This is a genomic window from Pseudomonas coleopterorum (genome assembly GCF_900105555.1).
Taxonomy (GTDB): Bacteria; Pseudomonadota; Gammaproteobacteria; order Pseudomonadales; family Pseudomonadaceae; genus Aquipseudomonas; species Aquipseudomonas coleopterorum.
The window spans coordinates 3,966,592-3,991,288 of sequence record NZ_FNTZ01000001.1; the positions used below are offsets into that span (position 1 = coordinate 3,966,592).

24 protein-coding genes are annotated in these 24,697 nt (G+C 63.4%); 13 read left to right on the top strand and 11 right to left on the bottom strand.

Annotated features, from left to right (window positions below; translation table 11 throughout):
- Window positions 1-292: 292 nt before the first annotated feature.
- The 4 genes from BLV18_RS17840 (at window position 293) to BLV18_RS17855 (ending at window position 3,808) form a co-directional block, all read left to right on the top strand.
- A complete protein-coding gene (locus BLV18_RS17840) occupies window positions 293-1,090 on the top strand; it encodes a hydroxymethylpyrimidine/phosphomethylpyrimidine kinase (protein ID WP_049860860.1) in 798 nt (265 codons plus the stop codon).
- A 34-nt stretch (window positions 1,091-1,124) separates the two neighbouring features.
- A complete protein-coding gene (gene thiE, locus BLV18_RS17845; RefSeq protein ID WP_090360520.1) occupies window positions 1,125-1,751 on the top strand; it encodes a thiamine phosphate synthase in 627 nt (208 codons plus the stop codon).
- A gap of 17 nt (window positions 1,752-1,768) precedes the next feature.
- A complete protein-coding gene (gene hemL / locus BLV18_RS17850; protein ID WP_090360523.1) occupies window positions 1,769-3,052 on the top strand; it encodes a glutamate-1-semialdehyde 2,1-aminomutase in 1,284 nt (427 codons plus the stop codon).
- A gap of 201 nt (window positions 3,053-3,253) precedes the next feature.
- Window positions 3,254-3,808, top strand: coding sequence for a tetratricopeptide repeat protein (locus BLV18_RS17855; RefSeq protein WP_049860857.1), 555 nt, complete (start codon window positions 3,254-3,256; stop codon window positions 3,806-3,808).
- A gap of 24 nt (window positions 3,809-3,832) precedes the next feature.
- On the opposite strand, the gene BLV18_RS17860 is transcribed toward BLV18_RS17855, so the two are convergent.
- Window positions 3,833-4,159 (bottom strand): DUF1820 family protein, encoded by a 327-nt coding sequence (locus BLV18_RS17860; protein ID WP_090360526.1) that lies wholly within the window; start codon window positions 4,157-4,159, stop codon window positions 3,833-3,835.
- A gap of 133 nt (window positions 4,160-4,292) precedes the next feature.
- On the opposite strand from BLV18_RS17860, the gene miaB reads away from it, so the two are divergent.
- From miaB to lnt, 5 genes are all read left to right on the top strand, one after another.
- Window positions 4,293-5,621 (top strand): tRNA (N6-isopentenyl adenosine(37)-C2)-methylthiotransferase MiaB, encoded by a 1,329-nt coding sequence (gene miaB, locus BLV18_RS17865; protein ID WP_090360529.1) that lies wholly within the window; start codon window positions 4,293-4,295, stop codon window positions 5,619-5,621.
- 149 nt (window positions 5,622-5,770) lie between these two features.
- Window positions 5,771-6,778 (top strand): PhoH family protein, encoded by a 1,008-nt coding sequence (locus BLV18_RS17870; protein ID WP_090360532.1) that lies wholly within the window; start codon window positions 5,771-5,773, stop codon window positions 6,776-6,778.
- Entirely contained in the window at window positions 6,771-7,271 is a 501-nt protein-coding gene (ybeY, locus tag BLV18_RS17875; RefSeq protein WP_090360534.1) for an rRNA maturation RNase YbeY, read from the top strand. Before BLV18_RS17870 ends, ybeY begins: the two co-directional genes overlap by 8 nt.
- Before the next feature lie 6 nt (window positions 7,272-7,277).
- Window positions 7,278-8,117: a CorC family transporter gene (locus BLV18_RS17880; RefSeq protein WP_090360537.1), complete on the top strand. Its 840-nt coding sequence runs from the start codon at window positions 7,278-7,280 to the stop codon at window positions 8,115-8,117.
- A 33-nt stretch (window positions 8,118-8,150) separates the two neighbouring features.
- Complete coding sequence (lnt, locus tag BLV18_RS17885) at window positions 8,151-9,668, top strand: apolipoprotein N-acyltransferase (protein ID WP_090360539.1); 1,518 nt, start codon at window positions 8,151-8,153, stop codon at window positions 9,666-9,668.
- Window positions 9,669-9,772: 104 nt separating this feature from the next.
- On the opposite strand, the gene BLV18_RS17890 is transcribed toward lnt, so the two are convergent.
- Window positions 9,773-10,537 carry a YdcF family protein gene (locus BLV18_RS17890; RefSeq protein ID WP_090360542.1) on the bottom strand — a complete coding sequence of 255 codons (765 nt, stop codon included), beginning with the start codon at window positions 10,535-10,537 and terminating at the stop codon, window positions 9,773-9,775.
- A gap of 59 nt (window positions 10,538-10,596) precedes the next feature.
- Window positions 10,597-10,923, bottom strand: coding sequence for a hypothetical protein (locus tag BLV18_RS17895; RefSeq protein WP_090360544.1), 327 nt, complete (start codon window positions 10,921-10,923; stop codon window positions 10,597-10,599).
- 252 nt (window positions 10,924-11,175) lie between these two features.
- Here BLV18_RS17895 and leuS point away from each other — a divergent pair, with 252 nt between their 5' ends.
- The 4 genes from leuS (at window position 11,176) to BLV18_RS17915 (ending at window position 17,220) form a co-directional block, all read left to right on the top strand.
- On the top strand, window positions 11,176-13,782 hold the full coding sequence (leuS, locus tag BLV18_RS17900) for a leucine--tRNA ligase (RefSeq protein WP_090360546.1): 2,607 nt from the start codon (window positions 11,176-11,178) through the stop codon (window positions 13,780-13,782).
- Window positions 13,783-13,854: 72 nt separating this feature from the next.
- Window positions 13,855-14,460, top strand: a complete 606-nt coding sequence (locus tag BLV18_RS17905; protein WP_090360548.1) for an LPS-assembly lipoprotein LptE — start codon at window positions 13,855-13,857, stop codon at window positions 14,458-14,460.
- 74 nt (window positions 14,461-14,534) lie between these two features.
- Window positions 14,535-15,572, top strand: a complete 1,038-nt coding sequence (gene holA / locus BLV18_RS17910; protein ID WP_090360549.1) for a DNA polymerase III subunit delta — start codon at window positions 14,535-14,537, stop codon at window positions 15,570-15,572.
- 328 nt (window positions 15,573-15,900) lie between these two features.
- On the top strand, window positions 15,901-17,220 hold the full coding sequence (locus BLV18_RS17915; RefSeq protein ID WP_090360552.1) for a lytic murein transglycosylase: 1,320 nt from the start codon (window positions 15,901-15,903) through the stop codon (window positions 17,218-17,220).
- A gap of 25 nt (window positions 17,221-17,245) precedes the next feature.
- Here the strand turns inward: BLV18_RS17915 and BLV18_RS17920 are convergent, their stop codons facing one another.
- The 8 genes from BLV18_RS17920 to rodA all read right to left on the bottom strand — a co-directional run bounded on the left by BLV18_RS17920 (window position 17,246) and on the right by rodA (window position 24,691).
- Window positions 17,246-18,157, bottom strand: coding sequence for a S66 peptidase family protein (locus BLV18_RS17920; RefSeq protein WP_090360555.1), 912 nt, complete (start codon window positions 18,155-18,157; stop codon window positions 17,246-17,248).
- Between the two features lie 65 nt (window positions 18,158-18,222).
- On the bottom strand, window positions 18,223-19,254 hold the full coding sequence (gene lipA, locus BLV18_RS17925; RefSeq protein WP_049860845.1) for a lipoyl synthase: 1,032 nt from the start codon (window positions 19,252-19,254) through the stop codon (window positions 18,223-18,225).
- Between the two features lies 1 nt (window position 19,255).
- On the bottom strand, window positions 19,256-19,903 hold the full coding sequence (gene lipB, locus BLV18_RS17930; protein WP_090360557.1) for a lipoyl(octanoyl) transferase LipB: 648 nt from the start codon (window positions 19,901-19,903) through the stop codon (window positions 19,256-19,258).
- Entirely contained in the window at window positions 19,903-20,178 is a 276-nt protein-coding gene (locus BLV18_RS17935; RefSeq protein WP_049860843.1) for a DUF493 domain-containing protein, read from the bottom strand. Before BLV18_RS17935 ends, lipB begins: the two co-directional genes overlap by 1 nt.
- A gap of 79 nt (window positions 20,179-20,257) precedes the next feature.
- A complete protein-coding gene (locus tag BLV18_RS17940) occupies window positions 20,258-21,418 on the bottom strand; it encodes a D-alanyl-D-alanine carboxypeptidase family protein (RefSeq protein ID WP_049860842.1) in 1,161 nt (386 codons plus the stop codon).
- Window positions 21,419-21,540: 122 nt separating this feature from the next.
- Window positions 21,541-22,560: a septal ring lytic transglycosylase RlpA family protein gene (locus tag BLV18_RS17945; protein WP_056843999.1), complete on the bottom strand. Its 1,020-nt coding sequence runs from the start codon at window positions 22,558-22,560 to the stop codon at window positions 21,541-21,543.
- Window positions 22,560-23,570, bottom strand: a complete 1,011-nt coding sequence (gene mltB / locus BLV18_RS17950) for a lytic murein transglycosylase B (protein WP_049860840.1) — start codon at window positions 23,568-23,570, stop codon at window positions 22,560-22,562. Before mltB ends, BLV18_RS17945 begins: the two co-directional genes overlap by 1 nt.
- A 17-nt stretch (window positions 23,571-23,587) precedes the next feature.
- Window positions 23,588-24,691, bottom strand: a complete 1,104-nt coding sequence (gene rodA, locus BLV18_RS17955; RefSeq protein WP_167375988.1) for a rod shape-determining protein RodA — start codon at window positions 24,689-24,691, stop codon at window positions 23,588-23,590.
- Between the last annotated feature and the right edge of the window lie 6 nt (window positions 24,692-24,697).

Here is a 24,697-nt window from a genome sequence, read left to right on the forward strand (position 1 = left end):
ACCTGATCGCATCGGGAAGCCCCCATTCCCTTTGGTTCGATGCAATCGGCACAGCCTGTTATCGATATCGAATGACTCTAGCACAGCGTCTGCGTGCACGACGGGCGGTGCGCAATGTTCCCTCAGTCGGCTCTGGGCCGCTGCTTTCGGAACCTGTCAGAGTGTAATGTCAATATGATACAGAGGCACCGTACAAAGCGCGAACCCTGTCCATCGAACCCGTCATCGGGGCACCCTGCCCAGCGCTTGCGGCCCTGCTACAACGCCGTGCGCCGTGATAAGCTCGCGCACCATGAATATCTATAGTTCCCGCCCCGTTGTCCTCTGTCTCTCCGGCCACGACCCCAGTGGCGGCGCCGGCCTGCAGGCAGATATCGAAGCCCTGCTTGCCCAGGGCTGCCATGCCGCGCCGACGGTTACCGCGCTGACCGTGCAGAACACCGTCAACGTCAGCGACTTCCGTGTGCTCGATCGCGAATGGATCCTGGCCCAGGCCAATGCCGTGCTCAGCGATTCGCCGGTGGCGGCGGTCAAGCTGGGCATGCTTGGCTCGGTGGACATGGTCGCGACCGTGGTCGAGCTGTTGTCGGCCCACCCTCATCTGCCGATGGTCTGCGACCCGGTGTTGCGCGCCGGCGGTGGCGGCAGCCTGGGCAAGGACGAGGTCGGCTATGCGATGCGCGAGCGGCTGCTGCCGCTGGCCACCATCGCCACGCCGAACCTGCCCGAGGCACGCATCCTCGCCGACCTGCCCGAGGGCAGCGCCGACGAATGCGCGCAAAAACTGCTGCCGTTCTGCAAGCACCTGCTGATCACCGGTGGTCACGGCGACGAGCACGAAGTGCACAACCGTCTGTACAGCCGCGACGGCAGCCGTCGCACTTTCACCTGCCAGCGCCTGCCCGGCAGCTACCACGGCTCCGGGTGCACCCTGGCCAGTGCCCTGGCCGGTCGCCTGGCACTGGGCGAAGGCCTGGAAAGCGCCGTGCAGTCGGCGCTCGACTACACCTGGCGCACCCTGCGCGACGCCGAGCAACTGGGCCACGGGCAATTCGTGCCCCGTCGCCTACCCCTGGATTTCTGCTCTTGAGCCAAATCTCCGCCCCCTGCCCGAGGCCCAAGCGATGAACTTACGTGGCGTCTACGCCATCACCGACAGCCAGCTGTTGGCCGGCAAGTTCCTCAAGTACGTCGAGGCCGCCCTGGATGGCGGCATCACGCTGCTGCAGTACCGTGACAAGAGCAACGACGAAGCCCGTCGCCTGCGCGAAGCGGAAAAACTGCGTCAGCTGTGCGAGCGCTACAAGGCGCACCTGATCATCAACGACGACGCCGAACTGGCCGCACGGCTCAACGTCGGCGTGCACTTGGGCCAGACCGATGGCCCGTTGACTCCGGCCCGCGCCCTGCTGGGGCGCAAGGCGATCATCGGCAGCACCTGCCATGCCAACCTCGACCTGGCGCGCCAGGCGGCCCGCGAAGGGGCGAGCTACGTCGCCTTTGGCCGCTTCTTCGCCTCCCAGACCAAGCCCGATGCATCGCCTGCCAGCATTGAACTGTTGGGCCAAGCGCGGGCCGAATTGAAATTGCCGATTGCCGTCATTGGCGGCATCACCCTGGACAACGCTGCGCCGCTGGTGGCCTGCGGTGCCGACCTGCTGGCCGTGGTGCATGCGCTGTTCGGCGCCGACACGGCCCAGGAAGTCACCCGCCGCGCCCGCGCCCTGAACGCGTTGTTCGAAACCGCCTGATGCAAGAGAGCTCATTTATGTCCCGTTCCGAAACCCTGTTCGCCAATGCCCAGAAGCACATCCCCGGCGGCGTCAACTCGCCCGTGCGTGCCTTCAAGAGCGTCGGCGGCACGCCGCTGTTCTTCAAGCACGCTGCCGGTGCCTATGTCACCGACGAAGACGACAAGCGCTACGTGGACTACGTCGGTTCCTGGGGGCCGATGATTCTGGGTCACAGCCATCCGGACGTGCTCGACGCCGTGCGCAAGCAGCTCGAACATGGTTTGTCATACGGCGCGCCGACCGAAATGGAAACCCAGATGGCCGACCTGGTCTGCGCCATCGTGCCGTCCATGGAAATGGTGCGCATGGTCAGCTCGGGCACCGAGGCGACCATGAGCGCCATTCGTCTGGCCCGTGGTTTCACCGGTCGCGACAGCATCATCAAGTTCGAAGGGTGCTACCACGGCCACTCCGACAGCCTGCTGGTCAAGGCCGGCTCCGGCGCCCTCACCCTCGGTGTGCCCAGCTCACCCGGCGTGCCGGCGGCATTCGCCAAACACACCCTGACCCTGCCGTTCAACGACATTGCTGCAGTGGAGCAGATGCTGGCCGAAGTCGCCGATGAAGTGGCCTGCATCATCGTCGAACCCGTGGCGGGCAACATGAACTGCGTACCGCCGGCACCCGGTTTTCTGGAAGGGCTGCGTCGCCTGTGCGACCAGTACGGCGTGGTGCTGATCTTCGACGAAGTGATGACCGGTTTCCGCGTGGCCCTGGGCGGTGCCCAGGCGTACTACGGCGTCACGCCGGACCTGAGCACGTTCGGCAAGATCATCGGTGGCGGCATGCCCGTGGGTTGCTTCGGCGGCAAGCGCGAGATCATGTCGCACATTGCGCCGCTGGGCCCGGTCTACCAGGCTGGCACGCTGTCGGGCAATCCCTTGGCCATGGCCGCCGGCCTGACCACCCTTAACCTGATCAGCCGTCCGGGCTTCCATGACGAGCTGAGCGACTACACCGCCCGCTTGCTCGATGGCCTGCAGCAGCGAGCCGATGCCGCAGGTAGCCCTTTCGTGACTACCCAGGCGGGCGGCATGTTCGGCTTGTACTTCAGCGGCGCCGACGACATCGTCACCTTCGAAGACGTCATGAGCAGCGATGCCGAGCGCTTCAAGCGCTTCTTCCATTTGATGCTCGACGGCGGCGTGTACCTGGCGCCGAGCGCGTTCGAAGCAGGCTTCACCTCCATCGCCCACGGTGATGCGGAACTGAAGATCACCCTGGATGCTGCCGAAAAAGCCTTCGCCGCATTGAAGTAGGTTTTCTTCGCCCCCTGCAGGAGCGGTCATCGGCCGCTCCTGCGATCGGCCGGCCGTGCCTGTGAAGTCTTGCCATCTGGACGATATCGCAGAAAAACGAGTAAAGACTTTGTAACCGCCCCCCCGCTTATTTCATAATGCAGCACCCGCCACGTTTACACGTCGGGTCCGCCCGCATTCCGCAGAGGTAAGTCGATCCCCATGAACCGCACCGGCCGCGCCCTTGCATTGGGCTGCCTGTTGCTTCTTCAGCCGCTAATGGCTACCGCAGGCGGCAATTCGTTGTTGATCCCGGCGGTGGGTCGCTGCACCCTCAATACTTCTGCCCAGGCCTTGCCCGCAGCGCTGGCTGCCTGTCAGCAGGCCGCAAAGGATGGCGATGCACAGGCGCAATTCGAGCTGGGTCAGTTCTACTACGACGGCACGCGCACCGAGCGCGACCTCAATCAGGCCCTCAGCTATTTCGAACAGGCTTCCCTGCAAGGCCATGCCGAAGCGCAGTATCACCTGGGGACCATGTTCTTCAAGGGTGAGGGCGTGGCGGCCAACAACATCCAGGCCTACATCGTGTTGAAGATGGCCGCGGTCAACGGCGCCGAGGATGCGCTGGACGTGGCCGACGAGGTGTCCGGGCAGATGCGCCGCGAAGACCTCGAAGTGGCCACCCAGGTGCTGGGGCAGATTTTCCGCAAATACCTGCTCGAACTGCAGACCGCCGACGGCGGCAGCCGCTCGCCCTTCGCCCCCCTACCCTGAGCACGGTCGCTGTCCGGCGAACGGTTACTCGTCGGGCATCGGCATAGGGAAGGGCATCACGTTGCCGGTCATGCGCGCCTCGCTTATCTTCGGCGTACCGAGACGCTCGACCTCATCGATCCGCACGATCGAATGCATCGGCACGAAGCTGCGCGTCACGCCTTCGAACTGCGCCTTGAGCTTTTCTTCGCTGGGGTCGACGACCACGGTGGTGCGCTCGCCAAAGACAAATTCCTCGACCTCCAGAAACCCCCACAGATCGCTCTGGTAGATCTGCTTGGCGTACATCTCGAATACCTGGCCCTGATTGAGGAAAATCACTTTGTAGATTGGAGCTTCGCGTTTGGTCATCGTCGGCAGATACAAGGTCGTGAGCTTGAAAGAGGGCGAAAACTATAGCATAGCCGCCCGACAGGCAATGCTAGGAACCACCGACCACGGGCACTATAATGCGCGGTTCTTTGAACCACTTGATGATCACCTAATGGCCAAGAAGCTTTACATCGAAACCCACGGCTGCCAGATGAACGAGTACGACAGCTCGCGCATGGTCGACCTGCTGGGTGAACATCAAGCCCTGGAAGTCACGGCCCGCGCCGAAGACGCCGATGTGATCCTGCTCAACACCTGCTCGATTCGCGAGCGTGCCCAGGACCGCGTCTATTCGCAGTTGGGTCGCTGGCGCGAGCTCAAGCTGGCCAAGCCGGAAATGGTCATCGCCGTGGGCGGCTGCGTGGCCAGCCAGGAAGGCGAGGCCATCCGCGACCGCGCGCCCTACGTCGACGTGGTGTTCGGCCCGCAGACCCTGCACCGCCTGCCCGAGATGATCGACGCAGCGCGCATCACCCGCCTGCCACAGGTGGATATTTCCTTCCCCGAGATCGAGAAGTTCGACCACCTGCCCGAACCGCGTATCGACGGACCGACCGCCTACGTATCGGTGATGGAAGGCTGCAGCAAATACTGCACGTTCTGCGTGGTGCCCTATACCCGTGGCGAAGAGGTCAGCCGGCCTTTCGACGACGTTCTGGCCGAGGTCATGCACCTGGCCGACAACGGCGTGCGCGAAGTCACCCTGCTGGGCCAGAACGTCAACGGCTACCGAGGCCAGACCCACGACGGTCGCCTGGCCGATCTGGCCGAGCTGATCCGCGTGGTCGCCCAGATCGACGGGATCGAGCGCATCCGCTACACCACTTCGCACCCGCTGGAGTTTTCCGACAGCCTGATCCTGGCCCACGCCGAAGTGCCGCAGTTGGTGAAACACTTGCACCTGCCGGTGCAGTCCGGTTCGGACCGCGTGCTGGCCGCGATGAAGCGCGGGCACACGGTGCTGGAATACAAGTCCAAGTTGCGCAAGCTCAAGGCAGCGGTGCCGGACATCTGCATCAGTTCGGACTTCATCATCGGTTTTCCCGGCGAGACCGAGAAGGACTTCGAGCAGACCATGAAACTGGTCGCCGACGTGGGCATGGATTTCTCGTATTCCTTCATCTATAGCCAGCGGCCCGGCACACCGGCGGCCGACCTGGCCGATGACACCCCCGAGGCGGTGAAGAAACAGCGCCTGGATGCCTTGCAGCATCGATTGAATCAGCAAGGGTTCGAGATCAGCCGGCAGATGGTCGGGACCACCCAGCGCATCCTCGTCACCGATTATTCGCGCAAGGATCCGGGCCAGTTGCAGGGGCGTACCGAGAACAACCGTATCGTCAACTTCAGCTGCTCGGATGCCCGACTGATCGGCCAGTTCGTCGACATCCACATCGCCGAGGCCCGCCCCCACTCCCTGCGTGGTGAACTGCTGGCCTGACTGCCGCACCGCAGTAAGGCCTTCGCGGCCGATGACCGCTCCTACAAGGAGGCGGCGAGCGCCATTCGCCGCTCGCCCCTTTCGCCCCGCCCCTGACAGGGGTTATCCTTGGACTCATTTCAATTGCCGTCTGGCGGCCGAATACGACCTTGAACGCACCTATCGAACCACATCGCTTCTTGCTCGAGCCTTTCGAGGCTCGCCGCTTCGCCAACCTGTGCGGACAATTCGACGAGCATCTGCGCTTGATCGAACAGCGCCTGGAAATCGAAATTCGCAACCGTGGCAATCAGTTCGAACTGATCGGCGACGCCCAGCACACGCGCTCGGCAGAAAACCTGCTGCGCCGCCTGTACCGGGAAACCAAGGCCACCGAGCTGTCCCCCGACACCGTTCACCTCTTTTTGCAGGAATCGGCCGTCGAGGAGCTGGACAACCCGGCTTCGGGCGAAGTGCCGGTCGCGCTGCGTACCCGCAAGGGCATGATCAAGCCACGCGGTTTGAATCAGCAGCGCTACGTCAAGGAAATCCTGGCCAACGACATCAACTTCGGCATCGGTCCGGCCGGTACCGGCAAGACCTACCTGGCCGTGGCCGCCGCCGTCGATGCGCTGGAGCGCGAGCAGGTTCGACGCATTCTTCTGGTGCGCCCTGCCGTGGAAGCGGGCGAAAAGCTCGGGTTCCTGCCCGGCGACCTGGCCCAGAAGATCGACCCCTACCTGCGTCCACTGTACGACGCCCTGTATGAAATGCTCGGCTTCGAACACGTCGCCAAGCTGATCGAAAAACAGGTCATCGAGATCGCGCCACTGGCCTACATGCGCGGACGCACGCTGAACAACAGCTTCATCATCCTCGATGAGAGCCAGAACACCACCGTGGAACAGATGAAGATGTTCCTGACCCGCATCGGCTTCGGCTCGACCGCGGTGATCACCGGCGACATCACTCAGGTCGACCTGCCCAAGGGCACCAAGTCGGGCCTGGGCCAGGTCATCGAAGTGCTCAAGGACGTACCGGGCATCAGCTTCACCCACTTCATGCCCAAGGACGTCGTTCGTCACCCGCTGGTGCAGCGCATCGTCGAGGCCTACGAGCGTTTCGACGCCCAGCCCGCCACCGTCAACGAGGCCGGGGACAAACGCCGCGATGCTTGAGCTTGACCTGCAACGGGCCAGCACCACGCCTGGCCCGAGCGATGCCGAGTTCCGCCGCTGGTGCGAACTGGCGTTGCGCCAGCGCAGCGCCGATTCGGAGATGACCATCCGCCTGGTCGATGAAACCGAAGGCCGCGAGCTGAATCTCACCTATCGTCACAAAGATTACGCAACCAACGTGCTTTCATTTCCCGCAGACGTGCCCGACGACCTGCTCGACATTCCGCTGCTGGGCGACCTGGTCATCTGTGTGCCGGTGGTCGAGCGCGAGGCCGCCGAACAGGGCAAAGCCCTGGACGCACACTGGGCGCACCTGGTGATGCACGGCTGCCTGCACCTGCTGGGCTACGACCACATCGACGACGATGAGGCCGAAGAAATGGAAGCGCTGGAACGAGAGTTGCTAGCAGAATTGGGTCATCCGGACCCCTATGCCGCCGACGAAGACGTCGACGACACCCCCACCAAAGCAATTGGCAAGGATCACGAGTAAAGGGCTATGAGCGAAGATCGATCGAGCAACGGGCAGAAGTCATGGTTGGGTAAACTGACCCAGGCCTTTGCCCATGAGCCCAAGAACCGCCAGGAACTGCTGGAGCTGCTGCGCGAAGCGCACCAGAACAAGCTCCTGGACAGCGAAGCATTGACCATCGTGGAAGGCGCCATCCAGGTCGCCGACCTGCAAGTGCGCGACATCATGGTGCCGCGCTCGCAGCTGATCAGCATCAAGTCCACGCAGACCCTGCACGAATTTCTGCCGGCGGTCATCGATGCCGCGCACTCGCGCTATCCGGTGGTCGGCGAGAACCACGACGACGTGATCGGCGTGCTGCTGGCCAAAGACCTGCTGCCGTTGATCCTGCAGAACGACCACGCGAACTTCAACATCAAGGATCTGCTGCGCCCGGCCACCTTCGTGCCCGAGTCCAAGCGTCTGAACGTGTTGCTGCGCGAGTTCCGCGCCAACCATAACCACATGGCCATCGTGATCGACGAATACGGCGGTGTGGCGGGCCTGGTGACCATCGAAGACGTGCTGGAACAGATCGTCGGCGACATCGAGGACGAGCACGACGTCGAGGAAGACAGCTACATCAAGCCCCTGCCCAGCGGTGACTTCCTGATCAAGGCACTGACCCCGATCGAGAACTTCAACGAGTTCTTCGAAAGCCAGTTCTCCGACGATGAATTCGACACCGTCGGTGGCCTGGTGATGAGTGCCTTCGGCCACCTGCCCAAGCGCAACGAGACGACCGAAATCGGTGCCTGGCGCTTTCGCATCCTCAACGCCGACAGCCGCCGCATCCACTTGCTGCGCCTTACGCCAATCGCCCGCTGAGGCACCTGCCCAGACTCCTCGTTAAGGAAAATAATGCGCTGGATCACCCGCCCCGGCTGGCCCGGTAACCTGCTGGCCATGGCGGCCGGCGGGTTGACCCCGCTGTTCCTGGCCCCCTTCGATCTCTGGCCGCTGGCCCTGCTTTCGCTGGCGTTGTTCTACCTCGGCCTGCGCGAGCTGAAACCGCGCCAGGCGCTGGGCCGTGGCTGGTGCTACGGTTTCGGTCTGTTCGGCGCTGGCACCAGCTGGATCTACGTCAGCATCCACACCTACGGTGGCGCGTCGGTGGCGTTGGCAGGTTTGCTGATGCTTGGCTTCGTCGCTGCGGTCGCGCTGTTCTTCGCCCTGCCCGCCTGGGTGTGGGCGCGCTGGTTGCGGCGCACCGATGCGCCATTGGCTGATGCTCTGGCCTTTGCCGCGCTGTGGTTGGGCCAGGAAGCATTCCGCGGCTGGTTTTTGACCGGTTTCCCCTGGCTGTACAGCGGCTACAGCCAGTTGCACGGTCCGCTTGCCGGCCTGGCGCCAGTCGGCGGCATGTGGCTCGTGTCCTTCGCCCTCGCCTTGACCGCGGCGCTGTTGTGCAACCTTGCACGCCTGCGCCACCGCAAGCCATTGCTGGCGGGCGCTGTGGTGTTGCTGCTGGCGCCGTGGGTCCTCGGCCAGGCATTCAAGGGCCACAACTGGACGACCCCCGCCGGCCAGCCGCTGAACGTGGCGGCGGTCCAGGGCAACATTGCCCAGAGCATCAAGTGGAACCCCGAAGCGGTCGATCATCAGTTGCAGCTGTATCGCGACAAAACCTTCGTTTCCAAGCCCGTGGACCTCATCGTCTGGCCGGAAACGGCAGTGCCGGTACTGATGGACTCGGCTCAAGGCTATCTGGCGATGATGGGCAGGTTTGCCAGCGACCGGCATTCGGCACTGATCACCGGCGTGCCCATACGCCAGGTGGAAGACGGTCAGCGCCGGTTCTACAACGGCATTACCGTGGTAGGTGACGGCGAAGGCTTGTACCGCAAGCAGAAGCTGGTGCCCTTCGGCGAGTACGTGCCGTTGCAGGATCTGCTGCGCGGCCTGATTGCGTTCTTCGACCTGCCCATGTCCGACTTCGCCCGCGGCCCGGCCGACCAGCCATTGCTGCAGGCCAAGGGATACCAGATCGCGCCGTTCATCTGCTACGAAGTGGTGTATCCGGAGCTGGCCGCGAGCATGGCCGCACGCAGCGACTTGCTGCTGACGATCAGCAACGACACCTGGTTCGGTACTTCGATAGGTCCGCTGCAACACCTGCAGATGGCACAGATGCGCGCGCTGGAGGCCGGCCGCTGGATGATCCGCGCCACCAACAACGGTATTACTGCGTTGATCGATCCGTTCGGCAACATCACCACCCAGGTGCCGCAGTTCGAGGAAGCAGTGATGTATGGCGAGGTGACGCCGATGCAGGGTCTGACGCCTTATCTGCAGCTGCGGTCATGGCCGATGACGGTGGTGTGTGTGTTGTTGCTGGGGTGGGCGTTGGTGCGTAAACGGGCTGCCGGCCAAGTTTGATGGTGTTTGTGCTGGCCTCTTCGCGGGCAGAGCCCGCTCCCACAAGTCCCCCTGTGGGAGCGGGGCGGGCGGCGAGCCCTCTGCCCGCGAAGAGGCCCTCAAGATCACCGATAAAACATCTTGTACCCCACCAACCCCACCGCCTCATTGAGCAGTTGGCCGTTCTGCCAGATGGCCTTGCTCTCAGGCAACCACCCTCCCAGCGGCCGTGCATTGTCGGCACCCAGAAAGCCCACCGGTGCCGGTATCACCTGCAGTCCCTGCTGTTCGAAGCTCCAGCGTGAGCGCTGCATGTGCCAGGCTTGAGTCACCACCACCACACGCTTGATGCCATGTTCGGCGAGTAACTGGGCGCTGAATTCGGCGTTCTCCCACGTCGTGCGGCTGCGCTCCTCCATCCAGCGCGCCGAGATGCCGAAATCGTCGCGCAAGGACTGCGCCATGATCCACGCCTCGCTGGGCGGCGAGCCGTAGTGCAGGCCACCTGAAGTCAGCACCGGAAGCCCGGACGCCTTGGCCAGCCTGGCCGCGTAGCGGACCCGTTCGAGCGCGATACCGGTCGGCTGATCGATGCCGTCCCAGGCCGGGTCGCCGCGCTCGCGACCGGCTCCCAGTATCACGATGGCGTCGGCGCGCTGCGCCAGGGTGCTCCACGCCTGCACCGGCAGTGCCGGCTCGCTCTCGAGCCGGCTCGCCGCCTGCTGCATCACCACCGGCAGACTCATCAGCCATAGTCCACTCAATCCGGCGACGAAGCAGGCGCCCGCCAACCGTGGCCAGCGACGGCGCAGCCACCAGGCGACCAGCAACAGGACGAAAAAGATTCCGGGCGGCAGCAACATTTGTTTGAGGATGAAACGTGAAAACATCGGGCATCTCCAGAAAATGCCCGAAGCCTAAGCGTTGCCGCGCCGGCGAACAACCGCGCTCACGGTTTCCCGGAGTACCCGCGGCCATGCTTGCCAATGGACGACCTGCGTCGGTCGCGCTCGTGCAGCCAATACACCTTGGCCGATGCCTTGCGTACCGGCACAGTGGGGGCCGAGGGCTCGGCACAGGCGCGCTCGCCACAGACATGCAGGTAGGCGTCGATCAATTCGTACTCGGCCCGGCTCAAGCCACGCAACTCCAGTTCCGCTGGCTTTTCATCGCGCAGGCGAACCGCCGTTCGGGCCACGTCCAGGGCCAGCCCCAGACGGTCGATGAGACGTTCGTAAACATCAGGCTGCATGGCTTCGATATGCGGCTCTACCATTGGCTCACCTCACTCCAGAGAAAAACGTTCTATCCTCCCCAAGCTTAGCGCTGGCTGGAAAATCAGTCGGTTGCAGCGACCAACGGAACGCGCCACGCGCCTGATCGAGCCTTGGCAGCTGCAATCAAGGTTTCCCTCGATAGAGGGGGGTCATGTATGCTACGGCGTTTAATATCATCGTACCTTGCCAACAGGCTCAGCCTATTTAGCAGCTGCCGGATAAGGTCACCCATTTCTCAGCGCAAAGTAGCCATGCACGAACTCTATCAGCCCCGCGAAATCGAAGCCGCCGCCCAGTCGTTCTGGGATGCGAAGAAGTCTTTTGAAGTGAGTGAACAGCCAGGCAAGGACACGTACTACTGCCTGTCGATGTTCCCCTACCCCAGCGGCAAACTGCACATGGGGCACGTGCGCAACTACACCATTGGCGATGTGATCGCTCGCTATCAGCGCATGCAGGGCAAGAACGTCCTGCAGCCCATGGGTTGGGACGCCTTCGGCATGCCTGCGGAAAACGCGGCCATGAAGAACAACGTCGCGCCGGCCAAGTGGACGTACGAAAACATCGCCTACATGAAGACCCAGCTCAAGAGCCTGGGCCTGGCCATCGACTGGTCGCGCGAAGTCACCACCTGCAAGCCCGACTACTATCGCTGGGAACAATGGCTGTTCACCCGCCTGTTCGAAAAAGGCGTGATCTACCGCAAGAACGGTACCGTGAACTGGGACCCGGTCGACCAGACGGTCCTGGCCAACGAACAGGTCATCGACGGTCGTGGCTGGCGTTCGGGAGCGCTCATCGAGAAGCGCGAAATCCCGATGTACTACTTCAAGATCACCGCGTACGCCGACGAGCTGCTGGAGAGCCTGGACGAACTGCCGGGCTGGCCTGAACAGGTCAAGACCATGCAGCGCAACTGGATCGGCAAGTCCAAGGGCATGGAGGTCCAGTTCCCCTACGATCAGTCTTCGATCGGTGAGGCCGGCACGCTGAAGGTGTTCACCACGCGTCCCGATACACTGATGGGCGCCACCTACGTTGCCGTTGCTGCGGAACATCCGCTGGCGACCCTGGCCGCACGCTCCGATGCCGCGCTGCAGACCTTCATCGAGGAGTGCAAGAGCGGCAGCGTGGCCGAGGCCGACGTCGCCACCCAGGAAAAACGCGGGATGCCGACCGCGCTGTTCGTTGAGCATCCGCTCACCGGCGAAAAGCTCCCGGTCTGGGTCGCCAACTACGTGCTGATGCACTACGGCGACGGTGCGGTCATGGCCGTTCCGGCTCACGACGAACGCGATTTCGAATTCGCCTTGAAGTACGACCTGCCGATCAAGCCGGTGGTGCGCACCAGTGCGGGCGATCTGACGCCTTCGCCATGGGCCGCTGCCTACAATGAACACGGCCCGCTGATCAACTCCGGCGAATTCGACGGCCTTGATTTCGAAGGCGCTTTCGACGCCATCGAAGTGGCCTTGATCAAGAAGGACCTGGGCAAGTCGCGCACCCAGTTCCGCCTGCGTGACTGGGGCATCAGCCGCCAGCGCTACTGGGGTTGCCCGATCCCGATCGTGCACTGCGATGCCTGCGGCGACGTTCCGGTCCCCGAAGACCAACTGCCGGTCGTGCTGCCCGAAGACGTGGTCCCCGATGGCGCCGGCTCGCCACTGGCACGCATGCCGGAATTTTACGAATGCAGCTGCCCGAAATGCGGCGCACCGGCCAAGCGCGAAACCGACACCATGGACACCTTCGTGGAATCGTCCTGGTACTTCGCCCGTTACGCTTCGCCGCACTATGAAGGCGGCATGGTCGATCCAGCCGCTGCCAACCACTGGTTGCCGGTGGACCAGTACATCGGTGGTATCGAGCACGCGATCCTGCACCTGCTGTACGCGCGCTTCTTCCACAAGCTGATGCGCGACGAAGGCCTGGTCAGCTCAAACGAGCCGTTCAAGAACCTGCTCACCCAGGGCATGGTCATCGCCGAAACCTACTACCGTCTCGAAGCCAACGGCAGCAAGACCTGGTTCAACCCGGCCGACGTCGAGCTGGTTCGCGATGCCAAGGCCAAGATCGTATCGGCCAAGCTCATCAGCGATGGTCTGCCGGTGGAAATCGGCGGGACCGAGAAGATGGCCAAGTCGAAGAACAACGGCGTCGATCCGCAATCGATGATCGACCAGTACGGTGCCGATACCTGCCGTCTGTTCATGATGTTCGCCTCGCCACCGGACATGAGCCTGGAGTGGTCCGATTCCGGTGTGGAAGGCTCGCACCGCTTCCTCAAGCGTGTCTGGCGCCTGGCTCAGGCACACGTTGGCCAGGGCTCGCATGCACCGCTCGATGTCACCGCGTTCAATGACGAGCAGAAAGCCGTTCGCCGCGCGATTCACCTGGCGATCAAGCAGGCCAGTCAGGATGTGGGCCAGAACCACAAGTTCAATACGGCCATCGCCCAGGTGATGACGTTGATGAACGTGCTGGAGAAGGCCCCGCAGGCCACGGCTCAGGATCGTGCCTTGCTGCACGAAGGTCTGGAAACCGTGACCCTGCTGCTGGCACCGATCACGCCGCACATCAGCCACGAGCTCTGGCAGCAATTAGGCCACGCCGACGCGGTGATCGATGCCGGTTGGCCCGTATTGGACGAGTCGGCTCTGGTGCAGGACAGCCTGCAGTTGGTCATCCAGGTCAACGGCAAGCTTCGCGGCCAGATCGACATGCCTGCCAGCGCAAGCCGGGAGGAGATCGAAGCCGCCGCACGCATCAACGAAAACGTGCTGCGCTTCACCGACGGCCTGACCATCCGCAAGGTCATTGTCGTACCGGGTAAACTGGTCAACATCGTCGCCAGCTGATCGACCGGCGCCTGCTCCTGCGGGCGCCCGTCAAGCACGCCACAGCCAAAAAGGTTTCTAGGGAGCAACAAGATGATCAAACGCAATCTGCTGGTTATGGGCCTGGCTGTCCTGCTGAGCGCCTGTGGTTTCCAGCTCCGTGGCACCGGTACAAACGAGATGGCCATCAAGGAACTCAACCTCACCGCTCGCGACGCCTACGGCCAGACCGTGGTGCAACTGCGCAAGGCATTGCAGGGCAGTGGCGTGAACGTGGCCAGTGGTGCACCGTACACTCTGGACCTGGTGAACGAGCGCGATGACCAGCGTACGGCCAGCTACAGCGGTTCGGCGCGCTCGTCCGAATACGAACTCAGCAAAACGCTGCAATATGAGATCCGCGGGCGGAACAACCTGAGCCTGCTCAACGACAAGATCGAAGTGCAGAAGGTCTATGTCCACGACGGCAACAACCTGACCGGTTCGGACCAGGAAGCCAGCCAGGTGCGTCGTGAAATGCGCAACGAGTTGGTCCAGCGCATGATGCTGCGTCTGCAGCAGATCACTCCTGCCCAGTTGCAGAAGCTGCAGGTAGATGCCGACGCACGCGCCAAGGCCGAAGCCGATGCGGCCGCCGAAGCTCAGCGTGTGATGGATGCGACGCCCCAGCAGTCGCCGATCCAGATCCCCAATCAGTAAGGCAGACAAGGGCGCTCAGGCGCCCTTTTCGCTGCCATCGCACCCGTGAAGTGTTCAGTCCTGTCGATGCGTCCATGAAAATCAGCCCCGCCCAGCTCGGCAAACACCTGCAAGGTCCGCTTGCGCCTGTCTATGTGGTCAGTGGCGATGATCCGCTGCTCTGTCAGGAGGCGGCGGACGCCATTCGTGCCGCGGCGCGTCAGCAAGGCTTCGACGAGCGTCAGGTGTTCAGTGCCGATAGCAATTTCGATTGGGGCACGCTGCTGCAGGCCGGTGCCAGCCTGTCGCTGTTCGCCGAGCGACGCCTGCTGGAACTGCGCCTGCCTTCGGGAAAGCCGGGAGACAAGGGCGCCGCGGCGCTGATCGAGTACTGCTCACGGCCGGCTGAAGATACCGTGCTGTTGATCAGCCTGCCCAAGCTGGATGGCAGTGCGCAGAAAACCAAATGGGGCAAGGCGCTGGTGGATGGTGCGCACACGCAGTTCGTGCAGATCTGGCCGGTGGATGCGCAGCAGTTGCCGCAGTGGATCCGCCAGCGCTTGGCCCAGGCCGGGCTGGCGGCGCAACCGGATGCGGTGGAACTGATCGCCGCGCGGGTAGAGGGCAATCTGCTGGCGGCCGCGCAGGAGATCGAAAAGCTCAAGTTGCTGGCCGAGGGTGACCAGATAACGCTGGAGACGGTGCAATCGGCGGTCGCCGATAGTGCTCGCTTCGACGTGTTCGGGCTGATCGATGCGATCCTCAATGGCCACGCCGAACATGCTCTGCGCATGCTCGAAGGCTTGCGCGGCGAAGGTGTCGAGCCGCCGGTCATCCTCTGGGCCCTGGCCCGCGAGCTGCGTCTGCTGGCTAGCCTGTCGCAGCAGTACAGCCAAGGGGTGCCGTTGGACAAGGCTTTCAGCCAGGCCCGTCCGCCCGTCTGGGACAAGCGCAAACCGCTGATGAGCAAGGCCCTGCAGCGGCACTCGGCACTGCGCTGGGCGCAGTTGCTGCAGGATGCGCAACGCATCGACGCGCAGATCAAGGGCCAGGCGCCGGGTTCGGTGTGGGTGGGGTTGTCGCGGTTATCGCTGTTGATGGCGGGCCAGCGCCTGGCCCTTCCTGCCGAATAGCGCAGCATTCTGGTGGGCAGATGGAGCATTCACTGCGGTGTGTCAGATACATTGCGTCGCTGCATTCGCGGGCAGAGCCCGCTCCCACAAAGCTGCGCTGCGGTATGCGAGATACACAGGGGCGCTGCATTCGCGGGCAGAGCCCGCTCCCACAAAGCTGCGCTGCGGTATGCGAGATACACAGAGGCGCTGCATTCGCGGGCAGAGCCCGCTCCCACAAAGCTGCGCTGCAGCGTGTCAGGCTGATCGCTGACAAGGCTAAACCCATGCGACAGGTTCGGCTGGCATGTTAAGGTTTGCCTCTGCCCCGAAAGCCCTGGACTTGTGAATGTCTTCTCGTCGTACCTCTGGCTGGCCCATGCGCCAGTTCGCCGTGACTACCTGCCTGGCCTTGCTGGTTGCCTGCGCGGAAAAACCCACCGTCGCCGACACCCTGCCCGCTCCGATCGTCCAGCCTTCCCTGCCGGTGCCCATGGCACCCGCGCCGAACAGTGTCGACACGCCGGTGCTGCCGACCCAGACATTCGCCGAATGGCAACAGGGCTTTCGCCAGCAAGCCTTGCGCAGCGGCGTCGACGCGCAACTGTTCGACCGCGCCTTCGAGGGCGTCACGCCCGACATGAGCGTGATCAAGGCCGATCGCAGCCAACCTGAATTCAGCCGCCCGGTGTGGGAATACCTCGACGGCGCCATCTCCCCGACTCGCGTGCGCCGTGGCCAGGCCATGCTTGACCAGTACGCGGACGTGCTGACGAGCATCGAGCAGCGCTACGGCGTCGAGCGCCAGGTGCTGGTTGCCGTGTGGGGCATGGAAAGCAGCTTCGGTCAGATCCAGGGCGACAAATCGGTGATCCGCTCGTTGGCGACCCTGGCTTACGAAGGCCGCCGCCCTGAGTTCGCGCAAAGCCAGCTGCTGGCGGCGTTGCAGATCCTGCAGAATGGCGACATTCAACCTGAGCGCATGCTCGGCTCGTGGGCCGGTGCCATGGGTCAGACCCAGTTCATCCCCACCACCTACAATTCCCATGCCGTGGACTTCGACGGCGATGGTCGTCGCGACATCTGGAACAGCGCCGCCGACGCCCTCGCCTCTACGGCCCACTACCTGCAAAGCTCGGGCTGGCAGAGCGGCCAGACCTGGGGCCTGGAAGTGCGCCTGCCCGATGGCTTCGACTACGCCCTGGCCGACGGCAGCAGCCGCAAGCCGGTCAGCGAATGGCAGCGTCTGGGTGTAGCGACGATGCCCGGCGGCGCAGCCCCGGCGGGCAGCGAGAATGCCTCGGCGGCGCTGCTTCTGCCCGCCGGCTACCGCGGCCCGGCCTTTCTGGTGTTCGATAATTTCCGCGCGATCCTCAAGTACAACAACTCCTCGTCGTACGCGCTGGGTGTGAGCCTGCTGGCACAGCGCTTCCAGGGTTCGGGCTACATTCAAGGCACCTGGCCGAAAGATGACATGCCACTCACACGCACCGAGCGCATCGAACTGCAGAGCCGGTTAACCGCGCGCAATTACGATGCCGGCGCTCCGGACGGCATCATCGGCGCCAACACGCGCAAGGCCATCCGCAGCGCGCAGCAAACCTTGGGCTGGCCAGCTGACGGCTATCCGACCCACAAGCTGCTGGAAGCGCTGCGAGCGCAGCAGTAACAGGATGAGGTGGCCTTGGCGTCGCCTAGGCCACCACATCCTGCTCCAACCAGACCTGCCGCTCAGTGGCGTCAAGCCTGACCTGCACGCCCAGCGGCAAAGTCAGGTTCGGATCGCAATGACCACTGCGCCAGCCGGCCAGCACTGGAATGCCATCGGCCTGAAACGTATCGAGCAGCAGCGGCGTCATCTGCTCGACACCGATGCCCGCGAAATCGCCCACGATCACACCCCGCACGCCACGCAGCTTGCCGGCCAGCCGCAGGTGGGTCAGGAAACGATCCACGCGGTACAGCGGCTCGTTGACGTCCTCGATGAACAGCACGGTGTCATCGCCAGGCAGATCGTACGGCGTTCCCAGCGTGGCACTGATCATCGCCAGGTTGCCGCCCATCAATCGCCCTCGAGCCTGGCCAGGCAGTATCGTGGTCAGCGGCCACGCTGGGGGATGCCGCAACAGGTCCCCTGCCCCCAGCTCTCCGCGCAGCATCTGCCACAACGAAGACTCGGTAGGCACTTGCTTCTGCGTCAGCAGATCGGATTTGAACAACGGCCCATGGAAGGTCACGAACCCGGCATGGCGAGCGATGGCCACATGCAGCGCGGTGATATCGCTGTAGCCCACGAAGGGCTTGGGGTGGCGCGCCAGTAGCGGGAAGTCGATCTTGTCCAGCAGACGGGGCGTGCCGTAGCCACCACGCAAGCAGAAAATGGCATCCACTTCAGGATCGGAAAACGCGTCGTGGAGGTCTTGCAGACGGGCTTCATCGCTGCCGGCCAGGTAACCCTGGGCCAGCGCAACACCGGGGTAGATGCGCAGCTTGTAGCCGCGCGCTCGGGCCCAGGCGCAAGCTGCCTCGATGTCCAGCTCAATGGGCCCGGCCGGCGCGATCAGGGCGATCGTGCCGTGGTCAGGCAGGCGTGGGGGTAATTGCATGGGAAAGACTCCGCAATCGTGGGTCCGGCGTAGACCAGGCGGTGCCTGGTCTACGCCGGCAGATGTCAGAGCTTGATCTTGGCTTCGTGAGCCTGCTGGTCGGCGTGGTACGAGGAGCGCACCAACGGCCCGGAGGCGACGTTCTTGAAGCCCATCTTGTAGCCTTCCTCGGCGAACCAGGCGAAGGTGTCCGGGTGCACGAAGCGCTGGACCGGCAAGTGGCTGCGCGATGGCTGCAGGTACTGGCCCAGGGTCAACATGTCGATGTTGTGCTCGCGCATGCGGTGCATGACCTCGATCACTTCCTCGTCGGTTTCGCCCAAACCCAGCATCAGGCCGGACTTGGTCGGCACATGGGGCACCAGCTCCTTGAACTTCTGCAGCAGGGTCAGCGACCACTGGTAGTCCGAACCCGGACGCGCAGCCTTGTACAGGCGCGGCACGGTTTCCAGGTTGTGGTTGAAAACATCCGGCGGCTCTTGCGCCGTGATGGCCAGCGCCACATCCATGCGCCCACGGTAGTCGGGCACCAGGGTTTCCAACTGCACGCCGGGGGACAGCTTGCGGATCTCGCGCAGGCAGTCGGCGAAGTGCTGGGCACCGCCGTCGCGCAGGTCGTCGCGGTCCACCGAGGTGATCACCACGTACTTGAGGCGCAGATCGGCAATGGCCACGGCGAGGTTCATCGGCTCGTCGGCGTCCAGCGCCTTGGGGCGACCGTGGCCCACATCGCAGAACGGGCAGCGACGTGTGCAGATGTCGCCCATGATCATGAAGGTCGCAGTCCCCCCGGAGAAGCATTCGCCCAGGTTGGGGCAGCTGGCCTCTTCGCAGACACTGTGCAGCTTGTGCTTGCGCAGCAGCTGCTTGATACGGTCGACTTCGGGCGACACCGGAATGCGCACACGGATCCAGTCGGGCTTTTTCGGCAGCTCTTCGGTGGGGATGATCTTGACCGGGATGCGCGCGACCTTTTCGGCACCGCGCAGCTTGACGCCCGCCTCGACCTTGGGCCGCGGCGCGTTGGCCTTGGGCGCACCCTCGGCGAGGTTCTGCAGGGGGATCAGCGTTTGCACAGCTTCTGTCGCGGTAGTCATATCAGTCGATTCCGCCCGTAAGGGTCGTCTGCTCAACATAGTCGAGGTGCTTGACCAGCTGCGCTCGCAGCCTTGCACTGACCTCGGCAAATTCAAGGGGTGCGACATGATCGCACATCTGCGTCATCGGCAGGCCGGCATATCCACATGGATTTATCCGCCGAAAAGGCGCGAGGTCCATATCGACGTTCAGCGCCAGGCCGTGGAATGAACAACCACGGCGGATACGCAGGCCCAGCGAGGCGATCTTCGCGCCGTCCACGTAGACGCCGGGGGCATCCGCACGGGCTGCGGCAGGCACCCCATAGGAGGCCAGCAGATCGATCAGGGTGTGTTCCATGCGCGTGACCAGCTCGCGCACACCGTAGCCCAGCCGGCGCACGTCCAGCAGCAGGTACACCACCAGCTGGCCGGGGCCATGGTAGGTCACCTGGCCACCGCGGTCGACCTGCACCACCGGGATCTCGCCGGGTACCAGCAGGTGCTCGGCCTTGCCCGCCTGGCCTTGGGTGAAGACCGCCGGATGCTGGACCAGCCAGACTTCATCGGCGGCGTCCGCATCGCGCTGATCGGTGAACCGCTGCATCCCGTGCCAGACGGGCTCGTAAGGCATCAGACCGAGTTCGCGAAACCCCAGGCATTGCGGCATCAAAGCACCATTTTGACGATGCCGGTGGCGCGCAGCTCACTGTTGATGTTGTAGAGCTGTTCCTGTCCGGTCGCCAGGATGTGCAACTGCAGGGTGGTGTAGTTGCCGTTGGTGCTCTGGCGCTCGGCGTTCTTGTCGTGATTGACGGTGGCGTGCTTCTCGACGATCTTCACCACCGTGTCGCGAAAGCCCACACCGGTGTCGCCGATGATCTTGATCGGGTAGTCGGCGCAGGGGAATTCGATCTTCGGTTCTTTTACTTCGGTATCGGTCATGACGATGACGGCCTCGGGTAAACCGTGAAAACAACAACGCCCCCGCCTGTTGCCAAGGCGAGGGCGCGCGGTCGCGATATCAGTTGAACAAGCCGTAGAAGAATAGACGAACGCTATCCCACACGCGGCGGAAAATACCACCTTCCTGTACATCGTCCAACGCGATCAGATCGGAGGTCTGAACGATCTTGTCACCGTTCTTCACTTCGACCTTGCCGATCACATCGCCCTTGGCGATGGGCGCGGTCAGCTGCGGGTTGATGGTCATGCTGGCAGCCAGGTTCTTCAACTGACCCTTGGGCAGCGTCATGGTCAGATCTTCAGCCAGGCCGGCCTTGATCTCGCGGATGTCGCCCTTCCACACCGGCGCTTTGGCCAGCTCGGTGCCCTTCTGGTAGAAGGTCTGGGTTTCGTAGAAGCGGAAGCCGTAGGTCAGCAGCTTCTGGGTTTCGGCTGCACGGGCCTGCTCGCTGTTGGTGCCGAACACCACGGCGATCAGGCGCATGCCGTCGCGCACGGCCGAGGACACCATGCAGTAGCCGGCTTCTTCGGTGTGACCGGTCTTCAGACCGTCGACGGTCTTGTCACGCCACAGTAGCAGGTTGCGGTTGGGCTGCTTGATGTTGTTCCAGAAGAACTCCTTCTGCGAGTAGATCGCATAGTGGGCCGGGTCTTCGTGGATGATGGCGCGAGCCAGCAGTGCCATGTCGTGAGCGGTGGAGTAGTGCTCAGGGTTCGGCAGACCGGTCGGGTTCATGAAGTGGCTGTTGCTCATGCCCAGTTTGCCAGCGGTGGTGTTCATCATGTCGGCGAAGGCGTCTTCGCTGCCGGCGATGTGCTCGGAGAGCGCCACCGAAGCGTCGTTGCCCGACTGGATGATGATGCCGTGCAGCAGGTCGCTGACCGACACCTGGGTGCCGACCTTGATGAACATCCGCGAGCCGCCGGTGCGCCAGGCGTTTTCGCTGACGGTGACCGGGTCGTTCTCGCCGATCTGGCCGCGACGGATCTCCAGGGTGGCGATGTACGCGGTCATCAGTTTGGTCAGGCTGGCTGGCGGCAAACGCTGGTCGCCGTTGTTTTCAACCAGCACGTTACCGCTGGAAGCTTCCATCAGCACGTAGGATTTGGCAGCCAGTTGCGGCGGCGCTGGCATCATCTGATCTGCCGCCCAAGCGGCAGGGGCAATGATCAGCGGTACAAGCAGGCACAGGCGTTTGGCAAATGTGGTGATGTTCATCCGTCTCTCGAAATTGCTGATGGGCACATGCCCTTGCGGGCAGTCTTGTTGTGGGCGGGCGGCCCGGTGTCGCACGCCCGTTGCCGGGCGTTCATTGCAGCGTCGCCCGCAGGCGGCGCGGTTCAATCCAGTGTCACCAACTTGGGCACGCCGAGGTTGGCCATGCGCACGTTGTCCTGTATCTGCTGGGCTTCACCCTGGGAATTGATCGGTCCCAGGCGCACCCGATAGAACGTCTGCTGGTTGACTGCGATCTGGCTGGTGAAGGCCGGTGCGCTGACCATCGAGCTCAGCTTGGAACGCAGCAGCTCCGCAGCGTCGGGGTTGGCGAACGCTCCCACCTGGAGATACAGGCCAGACGCTTGTGCAGAACCGTTTTTTTTTGCGTCCATCTGCACCGGCAGCGTGGCGACCGCGTGTTGCTGCGGCGGCGGCGTGTATTGCTCGACCGTACCGGCCGACGGCGTGATGTTGGGCCGGGCCTGAGCCACCACCGGCCCCTGGTTCAGCACCAGCGGCGCCGGGCGACCACGCTGGGCCCACCATTCCTGAGGATCGATCCCCTCGACCCGGACCCGCGCAGTGCCCGTTTCGGCGTAGCCCAGCTTCTTGGCGGCGGCATAGGACAGGTCGATGATGCGATCGGAATAGAAAGGCCCGCGGTCGTTGACCCGCAGCACCACCGTGCGATTGTTGTCCAGGTTGGTCACGCGCACATAGCTGGGCAGCGGCAGGGTCTTGTGCGCCGCGCTCATGCCATAAAGGTCGTAGACCTCGCCGTTGGCGGTGTTCTGGCCATGGAACTTGGTGCCATACCAGGACGCCGTGCCGGTGGCCTGATACTGGCGCGACTCGGCTATCGGGAAGTAGGTCTTGCCCAGCACCGTATAGGGGTTGGCCTTGTAGGGACCGGTGTGCAGGGTCGGTACGGCGTCGGGGATCTTCGACACGTCGACGTCCCACCATGGCGCGCCGTCCTTGTGGGCCCGATTGATGTTCAGGCCGGGAATGGCTTTGACGGTCGGGCCCGATTGCTTGACGGTACGCGACGGCGGTGGGGTCGACGAGCAGCTGGCGAGCAACAGGCCCAGTGCCGCGCAGGCCGCGATGGCTGAGGATGTACGTATCGGCATTGCCCGCATTACTTGACGCCCCGTGCTTGAACCAGCGATTCCGACAGTTGGTGCACAGCCATGGCGTACATCACACTGCGGTTGTAGCGAGTGATTGCATAGAAATTCTTCAGGCCCATCCAGTATTCCGGACCTTCGGCGCCCTGCAGGCGGAAGGCGGTCACTGGCAGGTCGTCGCGCAGCGCATCATGACTCGACCAGCCCAGCGCCCGCAACTGCCCGACATTCTTGACCGGGTCGATGCCCGGGCTCAAGCCATCGTCGACCTGCGGACCGGAAACGCTGGCCCGGCTGACCACTGGCTGGCCGGCGACCCATCCATGCTCCTTGAAATAGCTGGCGACGCTGCCGATGGCGTCATCGGCGTCGGTCCAGATATTGATGTGGCCGTCGCCGTCGAAATCCACCGCGTAGGCGCGGAAGCTGCTGGGCATGAACTGCGGCAGGCCCATGGCCCCCGCGTACGAGCCCTTGAGGGTCAACGGATCGAGCTGCTCGTCGCGCGCCAGCATGAGGAACTCGCGCAGCTCCTTGCGGAAGAATGGCGCGCGCGGCGGGTAATCGAAGCTCAGGGTGGACAGCGCGTCGATCACCCGATAATTGCCGGTGTTGCGGCCGAAGAAGGTTTCGACACCGATGATCGCGACGATGACCTGCGCCGGGACGCCATATTCGCGTTCCGCACGGGCCAGCACCGCTTCGTGCTGACGCCAGAAGTCGACGCCGCGGGCGATACGCGCATCGGTGATGAACATCGGCCGGTACTCGCTCCACGGCTTGACCCGTTCGGCGGGACGCGAGATCGCGTCGAGAATCGACTGCTTGCGCTCGACTTCCCTGAACACTTCGTTCAACTGGTCGCTGGCGAAGCCATAGTCGCGGGTCATCTCACCAATGAACTGGGTCACCTGCGGTGAGCCACCGTAGTCGCCGGCGCTGGCTTGCTGTGCCGACCCCAACAGACCCATCAGGCCGATCCAGGGAACGCTTCGAGCTGCCCAGCTACGCATTACTTGCATGCAATTGCTCACCTTATTCAAACCTGTGCGATCCACTTGCGATGGGTGTGGATCGACATCAAAACGCCAAACGCTGACAGTAGGGTCACCAACGAAGTTCCGCCGTAGCTGATGAATGGCAACGGCACCCCCACCACCGGCAGCAGGCCACTGACCATACCGATATTGACGAAAACGTAAACAAAAAAAGTCATGGTCAGGCTGCCGGCCAGCAACTTTCCGTACAGGGTCTGGGCCTGCGCGGTGATCACCAGCCCGCGGCCGATCAACAGCAGATAGATCAACAGCAGCGCACAGATGCCGACCAGGCCGAACTCCTCGCCCAGCACCGCGATGATGAAGTCGGTATGGCTTTCGGGAAGGAAGTCCAGGTGCGACTGCGTGCCCAGCAGCCAGCCCTTGCCGAACACGCCGCCGGAGCCGATGGCCGCCTTGGACTGGATGATGTTCCAGCCGGTCCCCAGCGGATCGCTCTCCGGGTCGAGGAAGGTCAGGATCCGCTGCTTCTGGTAGTCGTGCATGATGAAGAACCACATGGCCACGGCAACGGGCACGGCGGCAGCCAGCACGCTGAGGATCCAGCGCCAGCGCAGCCCGGCCATGAACAGCACGAAGGCGCCCGAAGCCAGGATCAGCAGCGACGTGCCCAGGTCCGGCTGACGCACGATCAGCACGAAGGGAATGCCGATCAGGGCCAAGCTGGCCGCCACGTGCTTGAGCGTGGGAGGCAGGGTTCGCTTGGCCAGGTACCAGGCGATGGTCGCCGGCATGATGATCTTCATGAACTCGGAGGGCTGAAAGCGGATGACCCCGGGAATGTTGATCCAGCGCGTGGCGCCCATGGCGTTGTGGCCCATCACGTCCACCACCACCAGCAATATCACCCCGACCACGTAGGCCAAGGGTACCCAGCGCGCCATGAAGCGCGGCTCCAGCTGGGCGATGACGAACATCGAGACCAGGCCCAGACCGAACGAGGTCGCCTGCTTGATCAGCAGGTCCCAGTTCTTGCCGCTGGCCGAATACAGGACGAACAGGCTGCCGGCCGCCAGGGTCAGCAGCAGGATCAGCAGGGGGCCGTCGACGTGGATGCGCTGCAGGAACGTCGCGCGGCGACGCATCACATC